The organism is Pyxidicoccus trucidator, from assembly GCF_010894435.1.
Classification (GTDB): Bacteria; Myxococcota; Myxococcia; order Myxococcales; family Myxococcaceae; genus Myxococcus; species Myxococcus trucidator.
This window is the reverse complement of sequence record NZ_JAAIXZ010000027.1, coordinates 124,489-143,626: the sequence shown is the minus strand read 5'-3', so window position 1 is coordinate 143,626 and position 19,138 is coordinate 124,489. Positions and strand designations below refer to the sequence as shown.

16 protein-coding genes, 1 tRNA gene and 1 pseudogene are annotated in these 19,138 nt (G+C 69.1%); 11 read left to right on the top strand and 7 right to left on the bottom strand.

From position 1 onward, the window contains the following. Positions 1-63: 63 nt before the first annotated feature. On the bottom strand, positions 64-3,330 hold the full coding sequence (locus tag G4D85_RS44630) for a carboxypeptidase regulatory-like domain-containing protein (protein WP_164020500.1): 3,267 nt from the start codon (positions 3,328-3,330) through the stop codon (positions 64-66). Between the two features lie 138 nt (positions 3,331-3,468). After that, positions 3,469-5,898, bottom strand: a complete 2,430-nt coding sequence (locus G4D85_RS44625) for an ABC transporter permease (RefSeq protein ID WP_164020498.1) — start codon at positions 5,896-5,898, stop codon at positions 3,469-3,471. 231 nt (positions 5,899-6,129) lie between these two features. On the opposite strand from G4D85_RS44625, the gene G4D85_RS44620 reads away from it, so the two are divergent. Next, positions 6,130-7,170: a DUF6891 domain-containing protein gene (locus G4D85_RS44620; protein ID WP_205525988.1), complete on the top strand. Its 1,041-nt coding sequence runs from the start codon at positions 6,130-6,132 to the stop codon at positions 7,168-7,170. 27 nt (positions 7,171-7,197) lie between these two features. On the opposite strand, the gene G4D85_RS50095 is transcribed toward G4D85_RS44620, so the two are convergent. After that, entirely contained in the window at positions 7,198-7,596 is a 399-nt protein-coding gene (locus G4D85_RS50095) for an NYN domain-containing protein (RefSeq protein ID WP_240359882.1), read from the bottom strand. A gap of 242 nt (positions 7,597-7,838) precedes the next feature. On the opposite strand from G4D85_RS50095, the gene G4D85_RS50090 reads away from it, so the two are divergent. Further along, entirely contained in the window at positions 7,839-8,054 is a 216-nt protein-coding gene (locus G4D85_RS50090; RefSeq protein ID WP_240359881.1) for a helix-turn-helix domain-containing protein, read from the top strand. 331 nt (positions 8,055-8,385) lie between these two features. Here G4D85_RS50090 and G4D85_RS44605 read toward each other — a convergent pair whose 3' ends face one another. Both G4D85_RS44605 and G4D85_RS44600 read right to left on the bottom strand, forming a co-directional pair. After that, positions 8,386-9,957, bottom strand: coding sequence for an HNH endonuclease (locus tag G4D85_RS44605; protein WP_164020491.1), 1,572 nt, complete (start codon positions 9,955-9,957; stop codon positions 8,386-8,388). A gap of 507 nt (positions 9,958-10,464) precedes the next feature. After that, positions 10,465-10,755 carry a hypothetical protein gene (locus G4D85_RS44600; protein WP_164020489.1) on the bottom strand — a complete coding sequence of 97 codons (291 nt, stop codon included), beginning with the start codon at positions 10,753-10,755 and terminating at the stop codon, positions 10,465-10,467. A 395-nt stretch (positions 10,756-11,150) separates the two neighbouring features. Here G4D85_RS44600 and G4D85_RS50950 point away from each other — a divergent pair, with 395 nt between their 5' ends. The 9 genes and pseudogenes from G4D85_RS50950 to G4D85_RS50945 form a co-directional block, all read left to right on the top strand. Continuing rightward, positions 11,151-11,459, top strand: a complete 309-nt coding sequence (locus G4D85_RS50950) for a helix-turn-helix domain-containing protein (protein WP_420821752.1) — start codon at positions 11,151-11,153, stop codon at positions 11,457-11,459. Between the two features lie 58 nt (positions 11,460-11,517). Then, positions 11,518-11,826, top strand: a complete 309-nt coding sequence (locus G4D85_RS44590; protein WP_240359880.1) for a helix-turn-helix domain-containing protein — start codon at positions 11,518-11,520, stop codon at positions 11,824-11,826. A gap of 95 nt (positions 11,827-11,921) precedes the next feature. Further along, positions 11,922-12,200, top strand: coding sequence for a hypothetical protein (locus G4D85_RS44585; protein WP_164020483.1), 279 nt, complete (start codon positions 11,922-11,924; stop codon positions 12,198-12,200). Next, the gene (locus G4D85_RS44580) at positions 12,188-12,430 is read left to right on the top strand and encodes a hypothetical protein (RefSeq protein WP_164020481.1); all 243 of its coding nucleotides are present in this window, start codon (positions 12,188-12,190) and stop codon (positions 12,428-12,430) included. Before G4D85_RS44585 ends, G4D85_RS44580 begins: the two co-directional genes overlap by 13 nt. A 98-nt stretch (positions 12,431-12,528) precedes the next feature. Next, positions 12,529-13,443, top strand: a complete 915-nt coding sequence (locus G4D85_RS44575; protein ID WP_164020478.1) for a hypothetical protein — start codon at positions 12,529-12,531, stop codon at positions 13,441-13,443. A 475-nt stretch (positions 13,444-13,918) separates the two neighbouring features. Beyond that, positions 13,919-15,130 (top strand): DUF3987 domain-containing protein, encoded by a 1,212-nt coding sequence (locus G4D85_RS44570; RefSeq protein WP_164020476.1) that lies wholly within the window; start codon positions 13,919-13,921, stop codon positions 15,128-15,130. Beyond that, entirely contained in the window at positions 15,127-15,348 is a 222-nt protein-coding gene (locus G4D85_RS44565) for a helix-turn-helix domain-containing protein (protein WP_164020474.1), read from the top strand. The genes G4D85_RS44570 and G4D85_RS44565 overlap by 4 nt, the downstream gene beginning before the upstream one ends. A gap of 49 nt (positions 15,349-15,397) precedes the next feature. After that, positions 15,398-15,577: a ribbon-helix-helix domain-containing protein gene (locus G4D85_RS44560; protein WP_205525986.1), complete on the top strand. Its 180-nt coding sequence runs from the start codon at positions 15,398-15,400 to the stop codon at positions 15,575-15,577. Positions 15,578-15,579: 2 nt separating this feature from the next. Then, positions 15,580-16,641: pseudogene (locus G4D85_RS50945) on the top strand (tyrosine-type recombinase/integrase); the annotation flags it as partial. 274 nt (positions 16,642-16,915) lie between these two features. On the opposite strand, the gene G4D85_RS44550 reads toward G4D85_RS50945, so the two are convergent. Beyond that, positions 16,916-16,988: transfer RNA gene (locus tag G4D85_RS44550), tRNA-Gly, on the bottom strand. Between the two features lie 58 nt (positions 16,989-17,046). After that, the gene (locus G4D85_RS44545; RefSeq protein WP_164020470.1) at positions 17,047-19,032 is read right to left on the bottom strand and encodes an ABC transporter substrate-binding protein; all 1,986 of its coding nucleotides are present in this window, start codon (positions 19,030-19,032) and stop codon (positions 17,047-17,049) included. Positions 19,033-19,138 lie beyond the last annotated feature (106 nt).

Here is a 19,138-nt window from a genome sequence, read left to right as displayed (position 1 = left end):
TATCCGCGACTGCATTCACGCTGAGTGAGTCTTTGGGCGGCAGCCTCTCTCGGGCGGCGCCGTCTATTTCGAGTCGAGTGTCCGCCACACGGGCTGTAACTCGCGTGACACCGTGCCTTCGGCGGGGATGTCCAGTTCCTCGACGTGGACGCGCCCGGGAGAGCCCGGGTCGAGCAGGACGACAGTGGCCTGGCCCTGGGGGACATGGAGGAAGGTGGCTTCTTTCGCGGCGATGTCGCGCGTCCAGCCCCGGCGAGCGATGCGGAACACGTCCGCGAGCCTCCTGGGCCGAGGCACGCTTCCCTGGACGAGCACCAGGTCGTGGATGCTGCCTTCCGACGAGCGCAGCTTCACCGTGACGCCGCCCTCGGCTTCCTCGAAGGGGAGGAGAAGCTCGCCGCTGGCGGGCAGCTCCACGCGCTGGGGAGTGAATCGGGGCAGGCTGTCACCCGCGTCCCCCACCGGCTGCACCACCACCGTATACGGCCCCGGCTCCAGCCCGCGCTGGACGAGGCGGCCCTCCCTGGCGGTGGCGTTCAGGGACGTACAGGAGTCCGCTTCGAAGCGGACCCGGGCCTCGCGGAGCGGGCCCCGGCGGTCCCTCACCGTCACCTCCACCCGGGCGCCCGGGTCCATCCGCACCGTCAGCGCCTCGGGTATCGCGTCCACGTCGACGAGCTGCTGCCGGTATCGGCCCCGGGCGCTCACGACGAGGGTGAAGGGCTTCGAGTCCACGGCTCCCAGCTCGAAGGAGCCGTCCGCCGCCGAGACGTTACCGAGGAGCCCGATGCCGGCGAAGGGCGAGTCGAGTTCGATGCGTGCCCCTCTCACCGGTACGGATGTCTCCGCGTCCACCACCCGGCCGCGGACTTTCGGGAGCGCGGTCATCTGTAGCACCCCCAGGTCCAGGTCCAATCCCGTCCCGCGCGGCTCCACGTCGCGCACCAGTCTCTCCATGCCGGGGGCACGGAAGAGCAGCGTCCGGTTCTCCGAGTAGAGGGGCACCGCGAAGGCGCCCGTCGCCTCCGCCACGTCCTCATCGTTCACCTGGAACCGGATGAGGGGCTTGCCATCGGGGCCCACGAGTCGGCCCGTGGCGTGGGGGAACCGCTCCATCACCAGGCGCAGCTGGCCCGTGTTCGCGTCGACGCGGAGCTGCTCGCCAGCCGCCACGCGGCGGTCGCCCTTCTCGCCCCCGGCGATGAAGCTGGCGCCGTCCTTCGTGGCCCTCACGTAGTACCCGGGCTCCGTCAGGTGCCACACGGTGAAGCGGCCTTCCGGACCGGTGATGATGCGCGTGGAGTCGCCCCCCGGTGAGGTGCGGAGGAAGGCCTCCCTCCTCCATGGCGGAATTCCCTCCAGTGGGATGCGGACTTCGATGGAGGCCCCGGGGACGGGCTTGTCGGCACGGTCCACCACGATGCCGGACAGTGAGCGCTCCGGCCTCATCCGCAGCTCGACCTCCAGGGCCTCGCCGTCGCGCAGGTCCACCTCCCGCCAGGTGTCGCGGATGAATCCCTGGGACCGCAGCGAGGCCCGCACGACGTAGTGGCCGGGCTTCACCCCCCGGAGATGGAAGCGCCCCCTCGCATCGGTGTACTCGGCGCGAAGGAGCTCCTGGTACGCGCCTGTCGAGGGGTCATGGAGCTCCACCCGACAGTCCTCCAGCGGGAGCCCGTCCACGTCCACCACCGTGCCCTTCACGGAGGGGCCCGGAGTCAGCGAGAGGCGGACATCCTCGGCGGGCGCTCGGACTGGGAACGACGTGCTCCGCTGGCGGGACTCCCGGACGTCGATGCGGTGGTCTCCGGGGTCGGTGGCGTGCAGGAGGAAGCGTCCGTCTGCGTCCGTCCGCGTCTGCTCCTGGAGCGTGTCGCCCTTCGGAGTGGGTCGCACGAGGGACAGCTCGAGGCCTCGCAGGGGAAGCCCCTTGGGGTCGGTGATGCGGCCGGTGACGGCGCTGGCGCGAGGAAGGGTGAAGTCCACGGCAGCCGTGCCCGGGGTGAGCGTGTGCTCCAGCGGGCCCACCGGGTCGAGGTGCCGCTCGGCCTTCACTTCGAAGCGCCAGGTGCCGGGCTCCACGGGGCCCAGGCGGTAGCGGCCGTCCGCGTGGGTGGTGGTCTCCGCCACCGGGCGGACGCCCCTTCCCGGAATCAGGGCCACGCGCGCGCCGGGCACGGGCCGTCCCGCGTCGTCGGACACGCGGCCCTCGACGTGGAGCGCGCTGCCTGACTCCAGGATGACCTCGGGTGGAGCAGACGTGCCTGTCAGCTGCACCCGGGCGAGCGCATACCGGCCATCGCGCGAGGCGGTGAGCGTGTACCCGCTGCCCGAAGGCAGCATGAAGGTGAAGCGGCCCTCCGCGTCCGTGGTGGCCATGCGGGCGCCCGCTTCCGGGAGGTCATCGCCGCTGCCCACGCGCACCTCGGCGCCCGGCACGGGCTCTCCGTCGGACAGCACCCTGCCGGTGAGCGGGTGCGCGCGGGAGAGCCCCGACCACGGAATGGTTTCGGCGGGGGCGAGCATGGGGAGCCAGCCCTTGCTGGCGACGAAGGTGACGAGAGGACCTGGCGGCAGCGGGCCGATGCGGAAGTGACCGTCCGCGTCCGAGGTTGCTCCGAAGTAGCGGGCGTGGCGAGCGGTGAGCACCGTCACCGTGGCACCGGCCACGGGCGCACCCTCTCCGCGGACGATGCCCTCCACCACCTGACCCCTTCCCATGACGAGCTTCACGCCCTCGGAGCCCGCGGGGATGCCGGGCCGCAGCAGCGCGCCGTGCTCGCTCAGCACCCAGAGCGCCAGCGGCCCCTCGGGCAGGCCTTCGAGGACGAAGGTGCCGTCCGCCGCGGTGGTGGTCTCGGCGTAGATGGGGACTTCGCCCTCTCGCGCGGCGACGCGCTCCATGAAGAGGTCGTTCGTCTGTTCCAGTGGGAGGGTGGCAATGATCCCCTGAGCGAGCCTTCCCGTCAGCTTCATGCATTCGGAGCGCTGCGGGTCCCGTTTGTCCGGATGTGTGTGGGGACTGTCTGGCGGCAGGGTGCCCTCGGGGCAGGGCCGCTCCGACAGCGTGTGCCCGGGCACCGGCCAGGTTGCGGAGACGCGGGCGCCCGCCACGGCCGCTCCCAGGGCTTCGTCCACCACGGTGCCCTGGATGCGCAGGCCCGCGCTGGGACGCAGTGTCGGGGGCGCTGGGGGAGGCCGCGCGGAGTCCGCGGGACGTGTCGCGTGGAAGGTGTCCTTGGGACGCGCAGCTCCGCGAAGCAGCCACACCGCGAGGAGCGAGAGCGCCCCGAGGACGACGAGCCCCAATCCCCATCGAAGTGTGCGCATGCAGCCCTCCCGCTGCGAGCGGTCAAACGCGACACGATAGCAGCAACGTCCACGGAGGAAGCGCGCTCACTGCTGCGTATCGCTGCCCGACGGCGACCCGAACCGCGTCAGGACGCCCGGGCAGTCGCGGGGAGCCCTTCAGTCGGCTGACATCGCCTCACCTGGAGATACCCGCGAGGCGCGCCGCGCGGGCAGCCAGCTCGCCAGCGCCACCACGCCGAGCAGCAGCAGTGGCACCACGGCGAAGGTCAGCGGGTCCGTGGCGCTCACCTCGTACAGCAGGCCCTCCAGCACCCGCGACAGCGCGAGCGCCAGCACCAGTCCCACGCCCAGCCCCACCGCGCACATGCGCAGCGCATGACGCATCACCAACCGCACCACGTCGCGCGGCATCGCCCCCAATGCCAGCCGGATGCCCAGCTCCCTCCGCCGCTGCGTGACGCTGTAGGCCATCAGCCCGTAGATGCCCAGCGAGGCGAGCGCCAGCGCCGTCACCGCGAAGGCCAGCAGCAGCACGCGCTGGAAGCGACGGTCCGCCACGGAGCGCTCCAGGCTCTGCTCCAGCGTGGTGGGAGGTGGAAGGGGCAACTGCGAATCCATCTGGTGCAGCTCCGCCTTCACCGAGCTTGCCACCTGCTCCGGAGGCAGGCGGCTGCGCACCACCAGCGTGGAGGCGGGCCAGGGCGTCTGTTGCTGTGGCGCATACATCTCCGGCTGGGCGGCGACGTCCAGCGAGCGGGCGCGCACGTCGCCCACCACGCCCACCACCTCGCGCGGTCTCGGGGCTCCGTAGCCGATGACGATGCTCCTGCCGAGCACCTCCTCACCCGGGAAGAAGCGGCGCGCGAAGGCTTCGTTCACCACCACCACCGCCGGAGCGCTGGCATCGTCCCGGGGGGTGAAGTCGCGCCCGCGCCGCAGGGGAATTCCCAGCGTGGCGAAGACGCCGTCGCTCATCGCGCGGTAGGCCGCGGAGCGCCGCTCGCCCGACGAGCCAGGCCGGCCGGGGAGGTCCAGGCTGAGCGAGATGGCACCGCCCGATACCACCCCCGGTGTCACCAGGGCCGCCGACTCCACTCCGGGAAGTGAGCGCGTGCGCTCCAGCAGCCGGTTGAAGAACGGGGCGATGGCGTCGTCGGCATAGCGGACCTCCGGCAGGCCGACCCGAAGCAGGGTGATGTTCTCCGGCCGGTAGCCCGGGTCAACCGCCGCCAGCCGCTGCGCGCTGCGCACCAACAGCCCCGCGCCGGCCAGCAGCACCAGCGCGAGCGCCACCTGCGTGGACACCAGCACCGCGCGCCAGCGCAGCGCCCCTCGCCCCGCACTGGTGCCGCGCGTGCTCTGGAGCAGCCCGCCCAGGCTGGCGCTCGCGGCGGTGTGCAGCGGCGCCAGGCCACACAGCAGCGCCACCGCCACCGCCAGCCCCGCCGTGTACGCCAGCGCCAGCCCGTCCACCTGCACCGACTGAACCTGGTGTGCCGCCGCGGGCAGCAGCGCGTTCAGCGCGTCCACTCCCCACACGCCCAGCAGCAGCCCCAGCGCCCCTCCCGTGAAGGCGAGCAGCGAGCCCTCGGCGAGGAGCTGTCCCACCAGCGCGCCTCGGCCCGCGCCCAGGGCGGTGCGCACCGCGAACTCCTGCTGCCGGACCAGCGCGCGGGCCAGCAGGAGCTGGGCCACGTTGACGCAGGCGATGAGCAGCAGCAGTGTCACCGCGCCGAGCAGCAGCAGGGCGGGGCGGCGCGTCCCGGCGGACAGCCGCGCCTGCAGGCCCTGGAGGCTCACGGTGCGGTGGCTGTTGCTGTCCGGGTACTCGCTCTCGAGCGCGGTGGTGATGGCCGCTGCCTCGGCCGTGGCCTGCGTGAGGCTGGCACCGGGCGCCAGCCGTGCCACCGCGTTCAGGCTGTGTGCGCCCCGGTTGTCCCAGTTGGCGCGGAGGAAGTCATTGGCATGCAGCGGGGCCCAGAGCAGCACCGCCTCCCGGGCGCCCTCGCGAGGGAAGTCGAAGCCCGGGGGCATCACCCCCACGACGGAGTAGGGCTGGCCTTCCATTTCCAGCGTGCGCCCCAGCACCTGGGCGTCGGCCCCGAAGCGGCGCACCCAGAGCCCGTGGGACAGCACCACCGCGCGTGGGCCGTTGAGCACCTGCTCCTCGGCGGACAGCGCGCGACCCAGCAGGGGCGCCACGCCCACGACGCGGAAGAAGTCCTCGCTCACCACCGCGCCCTCCACACGCTCGGGCTCCACGCCCGGACCGGTGAGGGTGATGCCCGCGGTGGTGAATGCCGCCAGCCCGGCGAAGGACTTCACCCCCTGGCGCAGGTCCTCGAGGTCCGGGCGGGCCAGGCCCGAATTGGCGCCGCCCTCGTCCCGGTGCACCCCCCACACGGAGACGAGCTGCTCCGACTGGGGGAGGGGGAGCGGACGCAGCAGCAGTGCGCTCACCACGCTGAAGAGCGTGGTGTTGGCCCCGATGCCGAGGGCCAGCGCGAGCACGGTCGCCAGCGTGAAGCCGGGGCTGCGCCGCAGGGAGCGGGCGCCGTAGCGCAGGTCCTGGAGGAAGGAGGTCATGGCGTGACTCACAGCCAGATGCGTGCCAACGCGGTGCGGGCCTCAAGTGGGCGAGGTGACGACAGGTGCCGTCGCGAGGAGCCTCGCGAAGTGTACGCCTGTGGGACGGCGGGTGTCCGGACGTGGCACCCGCGGGCGGCGGCTCCGACGCCCTTCACCCCGGACTGGGAGAGCGAGACCCGAACCCGCGAAGTTCCCAAGCTCTCCTCCTCGATGGGAACGGATGACGAGGTGCGAGCGTACCTCCGAGAGAAGGCGGAGGCCGTGGTCCTGGGGGGATACCTGAGCGAGAAGCAGGCGCACTCTTCCATCCAGGAGCTCGCGAGGCACGAGCTGGGCAGCGACGACGCGGTGGAGCAGTTGCTCGCGTATGCGCGGAGCCTGCTCGAACGGCAGAAGGCCGACGAGCTCTGCTGGACGGGCCCCACGGTGAACGACGCCATCACCCGCGCCTTCGAGGAGCTGAATGGCAAGGGCATCGTCGCGATGGAGGACGCAGGCGGCTCCCTGTCGGATGGCTGGGCGGAGGTCACCCGCGCCGCCAGGGACAGTGCCCCACCCGCCCGGGGCGCCCCGTTCTTCCATGGCCAGGACGTCGAGCGTGGCGTCTTCGGCGCGGGCCTCATGCTCGCCTTCGGTGCGTTCGATGAATACTTCCAGCTCGATGACGCGGCGAGCCCCGCCATCGCCCGGGAGGTCCGCGAGGCGCTCGCGCGCCATGGCGTCCGGACGGAGTGGAATGGGAACATCCAGCAGCGCATCCACATCCCTCCCTTCCCCTGGCGCAAGCGCCACTCGACACAGCCCGGCCGGAAGGGCCGCTCCCGAGGCAGGCAGAAGGAGGAACCGCTCCCCGAGCGCTTCAGCTGCAAGGAAGTTCTGGAAGAGGTGACACGCGAGGAGCGAGTCACACACGAAGACGCCATCGCGGCCCTCGAAGCCCACATCCGGGACGCGGCCCTGAAGCACTACGGCGATTGGCGCAAGCTCGAGGCACGGTACGACCCCGAGAAGGACAGGGTCGAGGTCTTCCAGGACATCTCAGCTCGGCCGAGACGGGGCTCGTGTGCAGGTTGGTGCACCACACCTGGCGGCCTGATGCGCGGTCGTACGCCGCGAGTGGCCCCGGCGGGAATCGAACCCGCGGCACATCCTCGTGCAGCGGAGGCGAGCGAGAGCGCCGGGGGGCGGCCAAGGCGGCCGAGGCGCGCGCCCGGGTCGCGCACCATGCCCAGCGCATCGAGGAGTTTCAGAAACAGAGCACCGCGCTGACCCAGAAGTTCTCGGAGGCGGTGAAGGCTAAGAGACCTTGAACGACCGGTCTTCAGGCCTGTCGAGGACGCTCCCAGGAGCCGCCTCGCACAGGTCCTCGCGAAGCCGCTCGCGGAGCACGGATTCGGACGCGCTCTCCGATAGCCGGCCCCAGTCGTAGATAAGCGCGCGAATCGCCGGGTGGAGGTTGTAGCCGTCCACCCAGCGCAGACATGCGAAGGCCGCATGCCATACCTGGACAGAGTAGCACTCGCCGGCAAGGTAACGCCGAGCGGCCGCCACCAGGTCGCGGACCTCGGGAAACGGGAGCACGGTCAGTCCGCTCCGGAACCGGGGAGGCGGATGCCGCCGGAGGAAGTGACCGCCATCGCCCTCGGCGATCGTCACCCAGCCTTCACGGTCGGCCCTGGGCTCTTCGACTGGCATCTCCCCCTCCATGCCGAAACCCGGAAACACGAAGGCCGGCAGTCCTTTGCAGGACTACCGGCCTTCATTGTGAGCGGCGGAAGGGATTCGAACCCTCGACCCCGAGCTTGGGAAGCGCGGCCTCGACCCGTCCAGGCGTTATCAGCCATTCACAAGCCCTCAGAACCGTTGGGGATTCGGGGCCGGGGCCCGTCCAACCATCCCAGCCGGTAGCAGGGAATCGCAAGGGGTTTGCTGCATCCTTGCTGCAAGGTCCGGCTCCTGCGCGGCTCCGCGCGTTGCCGAGCGGGGCGGAGCGCCTGCTCACCGTGCGTGAGGTGGCGGAGCGGCTATCCATCTGCACCGCCACCGTCTACCGGCTGTGCGAGCGGGGCGAGCTGCCCCACGTCCGGGTGAGCAACGCCATCCGCGTCCGTCCAGCGGACGTGGACGCCTTCCTCATCCGAGGCCAGGGCTGACCCGGTGGTTCCCGGTTCCCGACCCTGTAGCGGGAACTGGAACCAGCAGAGCACCGCCCTTTGTCGCGCCCCCCGACTTGACCCTCCTGGACCAGTGGGACGAATGCGTCCCCTGCCGCCCGTGCGCATCCTCCACCGCTACCGCACGCTCGCAGCAAACCCATGAGACGACGAGCCAGATGCGGTAGTCCCGCACGTCCGGATCTGTGGGGGCCGGGGAGGGTGACCTCCCTGGCCGACCCGACCGCTCACCAGGTCCACAGGCTCGCTTGCTCGCCCTTCGATGTCGGACATCCGCGTGCGACGTGGAGCAAACCAGCGGCGAGGCTGCTCAGGATATGGGGCCCGTGAGCGCATCCTCGTCGAGTTCATCGTGGCCGAGCACGTACCCCATCTTGTGCAGCCCGACAGCCTTGAAGACCTTGTCCGCATCTTGGTTTTTCGACATCGCGTTTGCGAAGTCCCGCATCCGAGGAGAGAAGTCGAAGGGGGTCCACCAAACGGGGTGTGCAAGGATGCGGTCGATGCAGTTCTCGAACGCCTCGATGTCGGACTGGGAGGGCGCCTTCTCGAGGAACGGATGTTCCTCGTCGGTGTGAAGCACTCGTCCGGCCGCCCTCCGCAACAGCTCCGCTACGAATTCCAGGGCAGGCTGGTACGCGAGCCGCTTTGCCCGCTCCCGCTCCTTTTCGGTCATCTCAGCAGCGCCTGGGGCAGGCTTGAAGGCCTTGCGGTAGAGCATGTTCAAGAGCTGGATGCATATGCTCGCCTCCCGTTCGCGCATTCCCGTCGCCACGGCAAACGGCTCCGCGAGGAGCGACGGATTAAGAAGGGGTTTGAGGAGCTTGTTGCGGAACGCGGTTTCCTTCAGCTGTACTCCCGACTCAGTCGCGCTGGTCTTGGAGCCGGAAGGAGCGATGAGCTCCTTCATTTCGAGTTCCTCGCTGTCGAGGATCGACTGGTAGAGCGCATCGATGAAGGCCGCCTTTGCACGCGCCCGCTCATCCTTGTCCACCCACTTGATGAAGCCCTCCTCGGAGCCGGCCTCCCCCTCCTCCTCCTGGTAACGGGCAATCCGGTCGCGCCACTCCTCGGACATCTTTGCCGACAGCTCGAACGGGGACAGGGGAAGCTTCTTGATTTTCGCCTGCACGGAGTTGACCAACTGGATGGTCCTCTCGCGCGAAAGGGCAAGGTAAATCTTGATGACCACGTGCGTGCGGCCCATTAACCAGCTCGCGAGCGTCTTGTGCTGCCCGTCGAACATCAGCAATCGCCCGAGCCCATGCTCGTGCTCGACGGGCACGAGGCGGCAACTCGGCGGCTCATGCAGCGGGTTGTGCTGGATGTCGAGATAGATGGCCCAGAGCTGCTGGAGCTTGATGGCCCGCGGCTGGCACGCATCGTCGTTGAAGATGGCGGCCCGGGGGACCGACACGTAGGCGTACTCGATGACGCCTTCCTTATTCTTCTCCGAGAGCACCTTCGTTTCGGCGTGGGTGCCATCAGGGAGATGCAGGCGCGCCTTGTCGACCTGCCGCTCTACCCCGATAGCCACGGGCGTGATGCCGAAATGGCCAAGGCACTGGCCGTAGTTGGCTTGGCCGCCCTGTGACTTCACGAAGGAGGCGAGCTTGAGGTAGGGCCTGACGTCGATGGTCTTGTAGTTCCGCTTGAACTCGTTGCACGCCTTGTGCACGAGATTGAGGTTCTTCGCCTCCGTCGGCCCATCCTCCGCCTCGGGGATGTCATGGTCCGCGAGGATGGTGTCAGTCGACAGGTTCAGTACTCCCTCGCAGAGAAAGCATCTGCCACCAGCTTTCTGGACGAGGAGCGCCTCGATCTTGTCCCGCTCGTCAACTGGGAGCTTCGCCTTAAGTGTCTTGGAGATCTTGATCGCCATCGGGGCGCACTCTACGGTGACCGCAAGCGGAGTTGCCATCGCTGCGTCTCGGAACCTCCGTGTATGCTACCGGCGTGTCGTGGCGTAGGGCCCAGCCTCCATGGGAGGAGTTACTTGGTGCTACCCGGCAGTGGCCCGGCTGCGGGACCGCAACCCGATGCACGTGCCGCAGTTCCACCCGCTCCCTTGTCCCGCGCGAGGGCCTCTCCACGGAGGTACTCAAGATGGGCCAACCGGCGGGAGGCCCGGGCGCAGGCCTTAGTACTACGACGGTCGTAGTTGTGGCCCAAGATCAGGGCACCGCCTCGCCAGACCACGTGGCCTCGCCAGACCACGTGGCCTCGCCAGACCACGTGGCGGAGTGAGGAGGTACAGAGCATCGAGCCCATGGCGGCCCGGCTGGTGAGGAGCCGAGCCAGAAGGAGGCCATGCGTCAGGGGCTGTAGCCGTGCGTAACCGGCGCGGTTGGGGCGGCGCCGAGATGCTTAATGCCCAGCGGTCCCCGCGTCAGCCGTTCTGATGTCCCGGGTCGATGGACTCGGGAGTAGACGGCGCGGATTCCCTCGGGCTCTCACGCTGGGAGACCCCGGAGGACTCGGGAGCGGGTCCGCGCGCCCGCTTGCTCGTGCCCTTGCGCCCCTTGCGCGCGAGCTTCTTCGGGTTCTCTTGGGCCTCCATCCCACGGGTCCCCCACATGACCAGGGGCAGCCGGTGGGAGCCCCAGGAGAACAGGACGATATCCCCGGGGAACTCGCCGAGCGTCTCTGGGGCCTCCACCGCGTTGTGAGAGGTCCACAAGTTGGCTGGGTCCTCCTCGTTGCGCACCACGCGCCGCAGTTGCCCGAGGCGTTCCGTAGCCAGGGCAAGCACGGACACAATGCAGGCAGGGGCGTTCCGCTCCATCTCCGCATCCGGGAGATCTCGCCGCGCATGGAGGTCCGCCAGCATCCGTGCGCCCTGAATCGCAGTGGCCAGGGTTCCTAGCTCTAGGTCCAGGCTCACCACCCCCCCTCGCGGGGAACTGCTGAGTCCGTTCTCTTCTTCCATATCGGCCGTCCTTTCGCTGTTGAGAGACAGGGCACGGTAACTCATGAGTGGTGTAACTCAACAGTTACCGCCGTGGTTCTCGACCATGAACATAGGAAACTCATGAGTTGTGGTAACTTGTAAGTAGGGGCGGCCACTGTCCGCCTGTGCCCACATCCCGTAAGTCACCTCACTCCCACGGGCGTTCCGAAGTCTGGACACGGAAGGACTTGGCACCAGCCATCAACCGCACGTTGAAGCGCCTGGGGACGCGCCTCCGGAAACTTCGCGTAGAGCGGGGGCTCTCTCAGGAGGAGGCCGCCGACCTCATAGGCCTTCACCCCAAGTCGTTGCCGCGCATAGAGGGTGGCACCGCCAACCCCACTGTGGCCACCCTGGTCGCTGCGTCCGTGGCCTACAAGGTGCCTCTCAGCGCTCTCCTCACGGAGACCGAGGGAGAGGACACCAGAAAGTAGGCGCGTGGAAACTCGTGAGTTGTGTAACTCATGAGTAGGGCCGGTCAGTCTCTGCTTCGTGCCCGTAGCCCGCAAGTCACCACACTCCCATGGACGTTCCGAAGTCCGGACACGGAAGGACTTGGCGCCTGCCATCAAGCGGGAACTCAGGCTACTTGGGGCGCGACTCCGCGAACTTCGCGAAGCGCGGGGCCTCTCTCAAGAGGATGCGGCAGAACTCATGGGGCTGCATCCCAAGTACATGCCGCGCCTGGAAGGCGGCACCGCCAACCCCACCGTGGCCACCATGGTTGCCGCATCCGTGGCCTACAAGGTGCCACTCCGCGAGTTGTTCCTCGAACCCGACGAGAGGGGCACCGACAAGTAACGGGGCCAGCGTCGTCTACGGGCCGAAAAGCCCTCGGTTGGGGGCTGGAATCGGCCCTTCGGTGCAGTGCCCGAGGGACGTAAGGAGCCGTAATCATGAGTGAAAACCTGGACACGCCCCCACCCCCCTCCCCCCGGCAGCGTCGGCGGCGGCTGGCGAACCTCGGGAACGTGAAAACCGGGCTCGCAGACTGCCTCCGCGCGCTGGAGGACGGGACCATGGAGGCCGGCAAGGCACGGGCGCTCATCTATGGGTACTCGGTACTCGCCGGCATCATCCAGGGCACTGAGCTGGAGGAGCGCCTCGCCAAGCTCGAAGCCGCAGCCAGGCACGAGGGCGCCCCCCGCGTGGGAGTGCTGGCGTGCGCGCGGTAAGCCTGCGTTCCCGAATCGAAGCCCTGGAGCGACGCGCAACCCGGGATGCGCCCGCCCTGGCCGTGGTGGACCTGTACGAGGACGACGACGAAGCAGCGGCGGAGCGTTGGCTCAGTGAGTTCGACGCCAGCGCCCCCCATGGCGTCGCGGTGGTTATCCGGCTGGCGCTGCCTCGCCCGCCGGGCAGGCTTCCGTTCTGGGCATCAGCCCATGGCGGCCAGCCGGGTTAGAAGAGCAGCGCGCGGGCACGGCCGGCCAGCCGGTCACGGTTCCCCCAAACGTGGCAGCCCGCGCCCCTTTCTCTTTCTGGGGAGCGCCTGGGGGCGCCATGCCGAAGCAGCAGCCGACGACACCCGGCCGGAGGCAGAACTCTGGCTCCGAGCAAAGCGCTCAACTGCGCGCAGACGTCGAGGCAGCCTGGAACCTTGAGGCGCTCAGGTCGTGGATTGGCGAGCGGCGTAGCAATCCCAAGGGGAGCACCGCGCCGCCGCCGAACATGCGGATTCTTGAGGCGCGAGTCACGGATGCCGTCAGACGGCACGCGCGCCGAGTCGAGGACCACCGCGCGCCCCGGCGCAACCGCGTGCCCGGCCGGCCCGCTGAAGCTGAAGCTGACGTGATTGCTGCGACCTCCTTCTCGCCCCTCGAAGTGTTGGAGTGGATTGCGAAGCACATCCCGACAGCGCAGCGAAAGTTTCTCAGTGCTCCGGATTCCGACGAGCGCCTGTGTGATGTCGTCTTGGATGCCGTCGTGGCGCAGGCAGTAGGCAACGCGCAAGGGCTCGCGGTGCCGGAACTGCGCGCCCGCGCGAGCGCGCTTGGCTGGGCGCTCGTGTCGCCTGCTCAGTACGCCGACTTCTACCGTGAAGAGGTTCTTCCAGCATGGAGCCGGCTGGGCGGCGAGGTCATGCGTTGCCCGGAGTGCGGCAGCTCGTTCGCGCGACGCGATAAGCGGCAGCGCTACTGCTCCGATAACTGCTCCGCGCGTCAGCGGAATCGAGGCCGTCAGAAGGTCGGGAACGGGCGCTCGGCGGCGGAGACGGCCGCAAAGCGGGCCGCAGACCGGCTTCGGCGCCATATGCGGTCCTGCAAGGTCTGCAATGCCGGCCGCTTCTGCCCCTCCCAGGAGGCCATGCTTCAAATGGACGATGCCCTCTCCCATCGAAGCTACGACGTGACTCCGGAGCTTGTGGAGGAGATGCAGGCAGGTAGGGGCCGGAAGCGGAAACGGGGGGCGGGCTGAGATGGCGTAAGGCGCTTACGATGTCGTCCTAAGCGGCGGAAATGACAGCGGTTCCTGGCGTGTCCCTGGCGGGTCTTTCACCTGTCGAGGAGACGCCGATGGCATCAAAGCTCGATAGTGCAACCCTGAGGCGGCTGGCAGTGCGCGCAAGCGTGTGCCCAGCCACGATTCGCAAGGTCTACGAGGGACTCCCTGTGCGGGGCCTCGCGAAGTACCGCGCCCTCGCGGCGCTTGAAGAGGCGGGGCTCAAGCCAGCACCCGTCAAGAGGCGTCGCGACTGTAATGGGGCCGGCCCCTCTTTCCGACTCCTCCCGAGCGCCGACCGCAAGGGGGACGAATGAGGTCCGCCTTGCCAGAGTGGATGGGGCAGGGGAGGGGGCGGGCTTCCGCGACCAAGGGCCCACCGGGGCTGGAGCCGCCCCCCAAGGTTCCGGCGCTGCAAACGAGCGCTCTCCACGGCCTGGCTGGGGAACTCGTGCGCGTCATCGAGCCACATACCGAGGCCGATCCCGCCGCCATCCTGGTTCAGTTCCTGGTCGCCGTGGGCAACGCGCTGGGGCGGTCCCCGCGCTTCAAGGTCGAGGCGTCGTGGCACCACACCAACCTTTTCGCAGTCATCGTTGGCCAGAGTTCCAAGGCCAGAAAGGGAACCTCCTGGTCATGGGTGGAGCGGGTTCTGGATGCTGCCGACTCGGAGTGGAGCCCCCGCCTTCAAAAGGGCCTCAGCTCAGGTGAGGGCCTCATCCATGCCGTTCGCGATGGTTCTGATGAGGACTCTGAGGACTCTGGTGTCACCGACAAGCGGTTGATGGTCGTGGAGTCGGAGTTCGCTTCCGTCCTCCGCCGGATGAACCGTGAGGGGAACAGCCTCTCCTCGGTCCTTCGCGAGGCGTGGGATTCAGGCTCGCTCCAGGTGCTTACGAAGAGAACACCCCTGAGAGCGACTGACGCGCACGTGTCCGTTGTGACGCACATCACGATTCCCGAACTGCGAGCGTTGCTCTCGGCTACGGACATGGCCAACGGCCTCGCGAATCGCTTCCTGTGGGTGTTCGCGCGCCGTTCCAAGTTCCTGCCCGAGGGCGGGAGCCTCGGAGATAGTTCGCTTTCTTCTCTTTCTTCGCGCCTCACCAACGTTCTGCGTTGGGCTCAGGACGTGGGGGAGTTGAAGAGGACGGAAGCAGCCAGGAGGCACTGGTTCCAGGTCTATGAGTCGCTCTCCAGCGACGAGCCCGGGATGTTCGGTCAGGCCACGTCGCGCGCTGAGGCGCAGGTCGTGAGGCTCTCGTTGCTCTACGCGCTGCTCGACGAGGCGAGAGCTATCGACGAGGAGCATCTCTCCGCCGCCCTGGCGCTCATGCAGTACACGAGAGACAGCGCCCGCCATGTGTTCGGTGATGCCCTGCAAGACCGGAAGGCAAACCGCATCCTCGACGCACTCCGGGAGCGACCCGAGGGTCTGACTCGGTCCGACATGGCGAGCCTCTTCAAGGGACATGCTGCGAAGGCAGACCTCGATGCGGCCCTGGGCACTCTCTCCGATGCTCGGTTGGCCCACATGGAAATTCAGCCGACCGGGGGCCGCCCGACCGAGCGCTGGTTCCACGGTCCCGCTCCAGCGGAGAAAGCGAAAGAAGCGAAGTATGTCCCGGCTTCGGGCACTACTGCCAAGGAGCGCGAGCCATGAGCAGCCATCCCGACCCGCTCTGGACGGCGCAGGACGTTGCCCGCTTCCTCAAGGTGAGCCGCTCGTGGGTGTACCAGAAGACCGAGGCGGGCATGTTGCCGTGCCTGCGTATCGGTGGACTCGTGCGCTTCGAGCCAGAGGCGGTGCGCGCCTGGGCACGGGGGGAGCGTTCGCCCCCTGCCCGCATCCTTCCGCTTCCCCGGAAGCCCACCCCATAAGGCTTGCTGCCACTTGTGTTACACTGACCCCATGAAGAGAGATTCGACCTTGAACCTTCGACTGCCTGCGACGGTGAAAGAAGCCCTCGCACAGGCGGCGCAAGAAGACCTGCGCACCTCCTCCGGCATGGCGGTCCACATCCTGGCCGAGTGGCTGACTGCCCGGGGCTATCTCGCGCGCACGGACGCCACGCCCGCGAAGCCAGCACGCCGGAAGGGAGGGCGGTAGCCATGGCGAGCGTCTACGAGAAAGCGGGCAAGTGGTACCTGCGCTTCAAGGATGCGGGGGGACGGTGGCGCGACAAGGTGACCCAGGCGCGCACGAAGACCGAGGCCCGGCGCATCGCGGGGGAACTGGAGCGGAAGGCCGAGCGGGAACGGCTCGGTCTGGAACCCCGCTCGTTTGAGGACGGCGGGGTAGCGCTCACGGTCGAGGAGGTCGTGCGCTGGTACTGCGACACGTACCTCAAGGATCGGCCGTCCTATGAGCCCACCCTGCGAGCGCTCCGGCTGCATATCGCGCCCGAGATTGGACACCTGCCCGTAAGGGAGCTGACCGCCGCGAGGATTGAGACGTGGTTGCAGGGCAAGGCCCAGGCGCTCGGCCCGCAGAGCTTGAACCACCTCCGGGGCTATCTGGTCCGCGCCCTCAACAAGGCCCGTAAGGCAGGCAAGTGGGCCGGCGAGAATCCCGCCTTGATGGTGGACACCCGGCGAGTTCCCCGTCGGCAGTACGATTACCTGCGAGCGGAGGAGGTTCCGCGCCTCCTGGCGGCCCTGAGCCCAGACCTGCGCCCCCTGTTCGCGGTGGCCATCTACACCGGACTGCGCAAGGGCGAGCTGCTCGCGCTCCGGAAGGAGGACGTAGACCTGGAGGCGCGCCGCTTGACCGTTGCGCGCTCCCATGACCGGGACACCACCAAGGGGAACCGCGCGGACGTGATTCCGATAGCGGAGGAGGCCGTCCCGTACTTCCAGCAGGCCAGCGCGGCGTCGCTCTCCGAGCTGCTCTTCCCGGCACCGGACGGCTCCATGCGCCGCCGGGACTTCAAGGCCCAGGCCATCCTCCAGCGGGCCCTGGGGCGGGCTGGCATCGTCAGTGGCTGGAAGCTCATCTGCCGCCGCAAGGGGTGTGGCTACCAGGAGGAGGCGGACGAGGCCGAGGCGAAGCGCTGCCCCCGCTGCGCCATGCGCCTCTGGACGAAGCCGAAGCCGCGCCGGCTGCGCTTCCACGACCTGCGCGGCACCTGCGCCTCGTTGCTCATCCAGTCCGGGGCGAGCCCGGCGGCCGTGGCGAGCGTCCTGCGGCACTCGGACCCCAACCTCACCATGCGGCGCTACGCCCATATGGACCCGGCCTACCTGCGCCAGGAGATCAACAAGCTGTCCTTCGCTCCTGCCTCCTGGCAGCAGCCGCCGGAGGTGCAGCAGGCGCGAGCCGGGGAGGGGAGCGGCGGGAGCGGCTTCGCGCCGTTTGCTGCATCCTTGCTGCAAGACGCCCCGAGGCCCGCAAACACGAAGGCCGGTAGTCCCGAGTTTCCTCAAGAACTACCGGCCTTTATGAGTGAGCGGCGGAAGGGATTCGAACCCTCGACCCCGAGCTTGGGAAGCTCGTGCTCTACCAACTGAGCTACCACCGCGGGCGAAGCAGGGCCAAAGTAGGGAAGGCCCCGCGCCTTGTCAACGGGAAGTGTCGGGCTACTCCCCCTCCTCGACAGTGAGCTGGTAGGGGTCCTGGAAGTTGGCCTCGCGGTTCTTCGCGTCGCGCACCTCGAAGACGTAGACGCCCGGCTCGGCGCTGTAGCGGATGCTCTCCGGCTGGTCGCCCTTCGCGCGGTCGGCCGTCTGCACGAGCGACAGCTTCCCGTCCGGCTGCACGCGGTGCAGGTACAGCCCCACGTCCACCTTCAGGATGCCCAGCAGGGTGGCCTTGATGGACGTGCGCACCGGCCGGTCGGACAAATCCAACCGGTAGAAGTCCGTGTCCTTCACCGGGAACACCGTGCCGCGCACCGCCTTGCCCGGCGTCAAGTCCTGGCCCCGGTCCGCGGTGTTGTTGGGCTCGCGCTCCTCGCCGCCATTGTCCGGCACCGTGGTGATGCTGATGCGGTAGGGCTGCTCCGCGTTCTCGAAGTCCTTCACCCACTTGCCGTCCACCTTGCGCGACGCGCCCTCCACCCGGAACCAGCAGCTGCCGTTGCAGGCCACGTTGTTGAGGCGCTCGGGCTCCTTCACCGCGCCGTCGTTGGCGCGCAGGAGCACCGTCTCCTTCTCCCCGTCGCCCTGCGGCGGCTCCACCATGGACAGCACCAGGTCCAGGCGCTCCACGCCGGACAGCTCCACCTTGGCCAGCACCGGCTCCGTGGTCCGCAGCACGAAGTGGTCCAGCTCGCCCTTGGGGGAGAGGAAGCCCTCGCGGTAGCCCCCGGCCGTCAGCGGCGTGGCCTTATACAGCTCGTCGTTGGGTTCCAACTCCGCGTTGGCTCCGGCCTCCTCCTGCGTCACCGTGAGCGTGTACGGCGCGGTGGCGCTGAAGGTGCGGCGGGCCTCCTTGCCCGTGCCCACCCAGCCTCCCTTCACCACCACGTAGACGACGCGGTCCGTGGCGCGCACGCCGATGTTGCGCAGCGACAGCGGCGCGCCCTCCTGGCCTCGCAGGGTGAACAGCGGCGCCTCCGCCGCCGACAGCACGGACAATTCCGGCCGCACGCCCTCCACGCCCGACAGGTCGATCTTCAGTGCCACCGACGGAGGCTCGGGCGGCACCACGGTCCCGGCGTCCTGGGCCTGCGCCTGTGCCGCCTGCGCGGCCGCCGCGCCACCCACCTCGCCCGGAGCGTCCTGGCCCTCGGGGGCGGGAGCGGGGGGAGGCGGCTCGCCACCGGCGAAGGTGCCCTCGGGGGCAGGGGAGGGCGGAGCGCCCGCAGCGGTGCCACCCTCGGAGCCCGGGGCTGGCATGGTGCCTTCGCCACCGGGAGCCGGCGCGGCGCCTTCCGGCGCGGGGGCGGCGCCCTCGGGAGCGGGCTCGGTGCCCGGGGCGGGCGCGGTGCCCTCCGTGCCGGGGGCCGTGCCACCGGGGGCGGCAGGCTCGGGGAGCTCGATGCGGTACCAGTCCTCGTCCCCGGCGTGGCCCAGGAAGGCCGTCACCGTCTGGCCGAGCGGCAGTGGGGCCGCGTCCACGGCCCGGTCATTGGGCTCGCGCTCCTCGCCGTCATTGGGCGCGCGCATCCGCACCTCGAGGGTGTAGGCCCCGCCCACGCCCTTGCGCGCGGGCACCACGCGCACCCAGCGCTCGCCCTCCACGAAGAGGTTGGGGAAGCGCTCCGGCTTGCCCTCGCCCTCGCTGTTGATGGCGGCCAGCCGGTTGCGGTCCCTGTCGTAGACCTCCAGGGTGATGTCACCGCCGGGCAGCCCGGACACGGTGACGTCCGCCACGCGGGCGGCGGAGGGCGCCAGCCGGTACCAGTCCTCGTCCGCCTTGTTCGGCTGCGCGGCCAGGTCCGCCGTCACGGTGCTGTCCCGGGTCAGCGAGAGGGCCTGGTCCGGCCGCTCATTCGGCTCCTGCTCCGTGAGGGAGGTGGGCCCCGTCTCCACCGGGCCCGCGTCCTGGACCTCCGGCGCCTTGTCCTCCTTGCAGGCGACCAGCATCGCCGCCAGCACACAGCCCCACCCCCAACGTCGCATCACGGTCTCCTCCAGAACGGGCCGCCATCCTTCCGCGCGGAGACCCGGTGTCAAGCGCCCCAACATCCGCGCGGGCGGTTTCATCCGCGATTGGAGCCTCTTCGGG

What these genes read in the sequence shown, in the direction of transcription:
- G4D85_RS44585 (WP_164020483.1), top strand. Translation starts at nt 11,922, where the DNA reads ATGAGTGAAAACCTGGACACGCCCCCACCCCCCTCCCCCCGGCAGCGT.
- G4D85_RS44565 (WP_164020474.1), top strand. Translation starts at nt 15,127, where the DNA reads ATGAGCAGCCATCCCGACCCGCTCTGGACGGCGCAGGACGTTGCCCGC.
- G4D85_RS50095 (WP_240359882.1), bottom strand. Translation starts at nt 7,596, where the DNA reads ATGCCAGTCGAAGAGCCCAGGGCCGACCGTGAAGGCTGGGTGACGATC.
- G4D85_RS44545 (WP_164020470.1), bottom strand. Translation starts at nt 19,032, where the DNA reads ATGCGACGTTGGGGGTGGGGCTGTGTGCTGGCGGCGATGCTGGTCGCC.
- G4D85_RS44630 (WP_164020500.1), bottom strand. Translation starts at nt 3,330, where the DNA reads ATGCGCACACTTCGATGGGGATTGGGGCTCGTCGTCCTCGGGGCGCTC.
- G4D85_RS44605 (WP_164020491.1), bottom strand. Translation starts at nt 9,957, where the DNA reads ATGGCGATCAAGATCTCCAAGACACTTAAGGCGAAGCTCCCAGTTGAC.
- G4D85_RS44625 (WP_164020498.1), bottom strand. Translation starts at nt 5,898, where the DNA reads ATGACCTCCTTCCTCCAGGACCTGCGCTACGGCGCCCGCTCCCTGCGG.
- G4D85_RS44575 (WP_164020478.1), top strand. Translation starts at nt 12,529, where the DNA reads ATGCCGAAGCAGCAGCCGACGACACCCGGCCGGAGGCAGAACTCTGGC.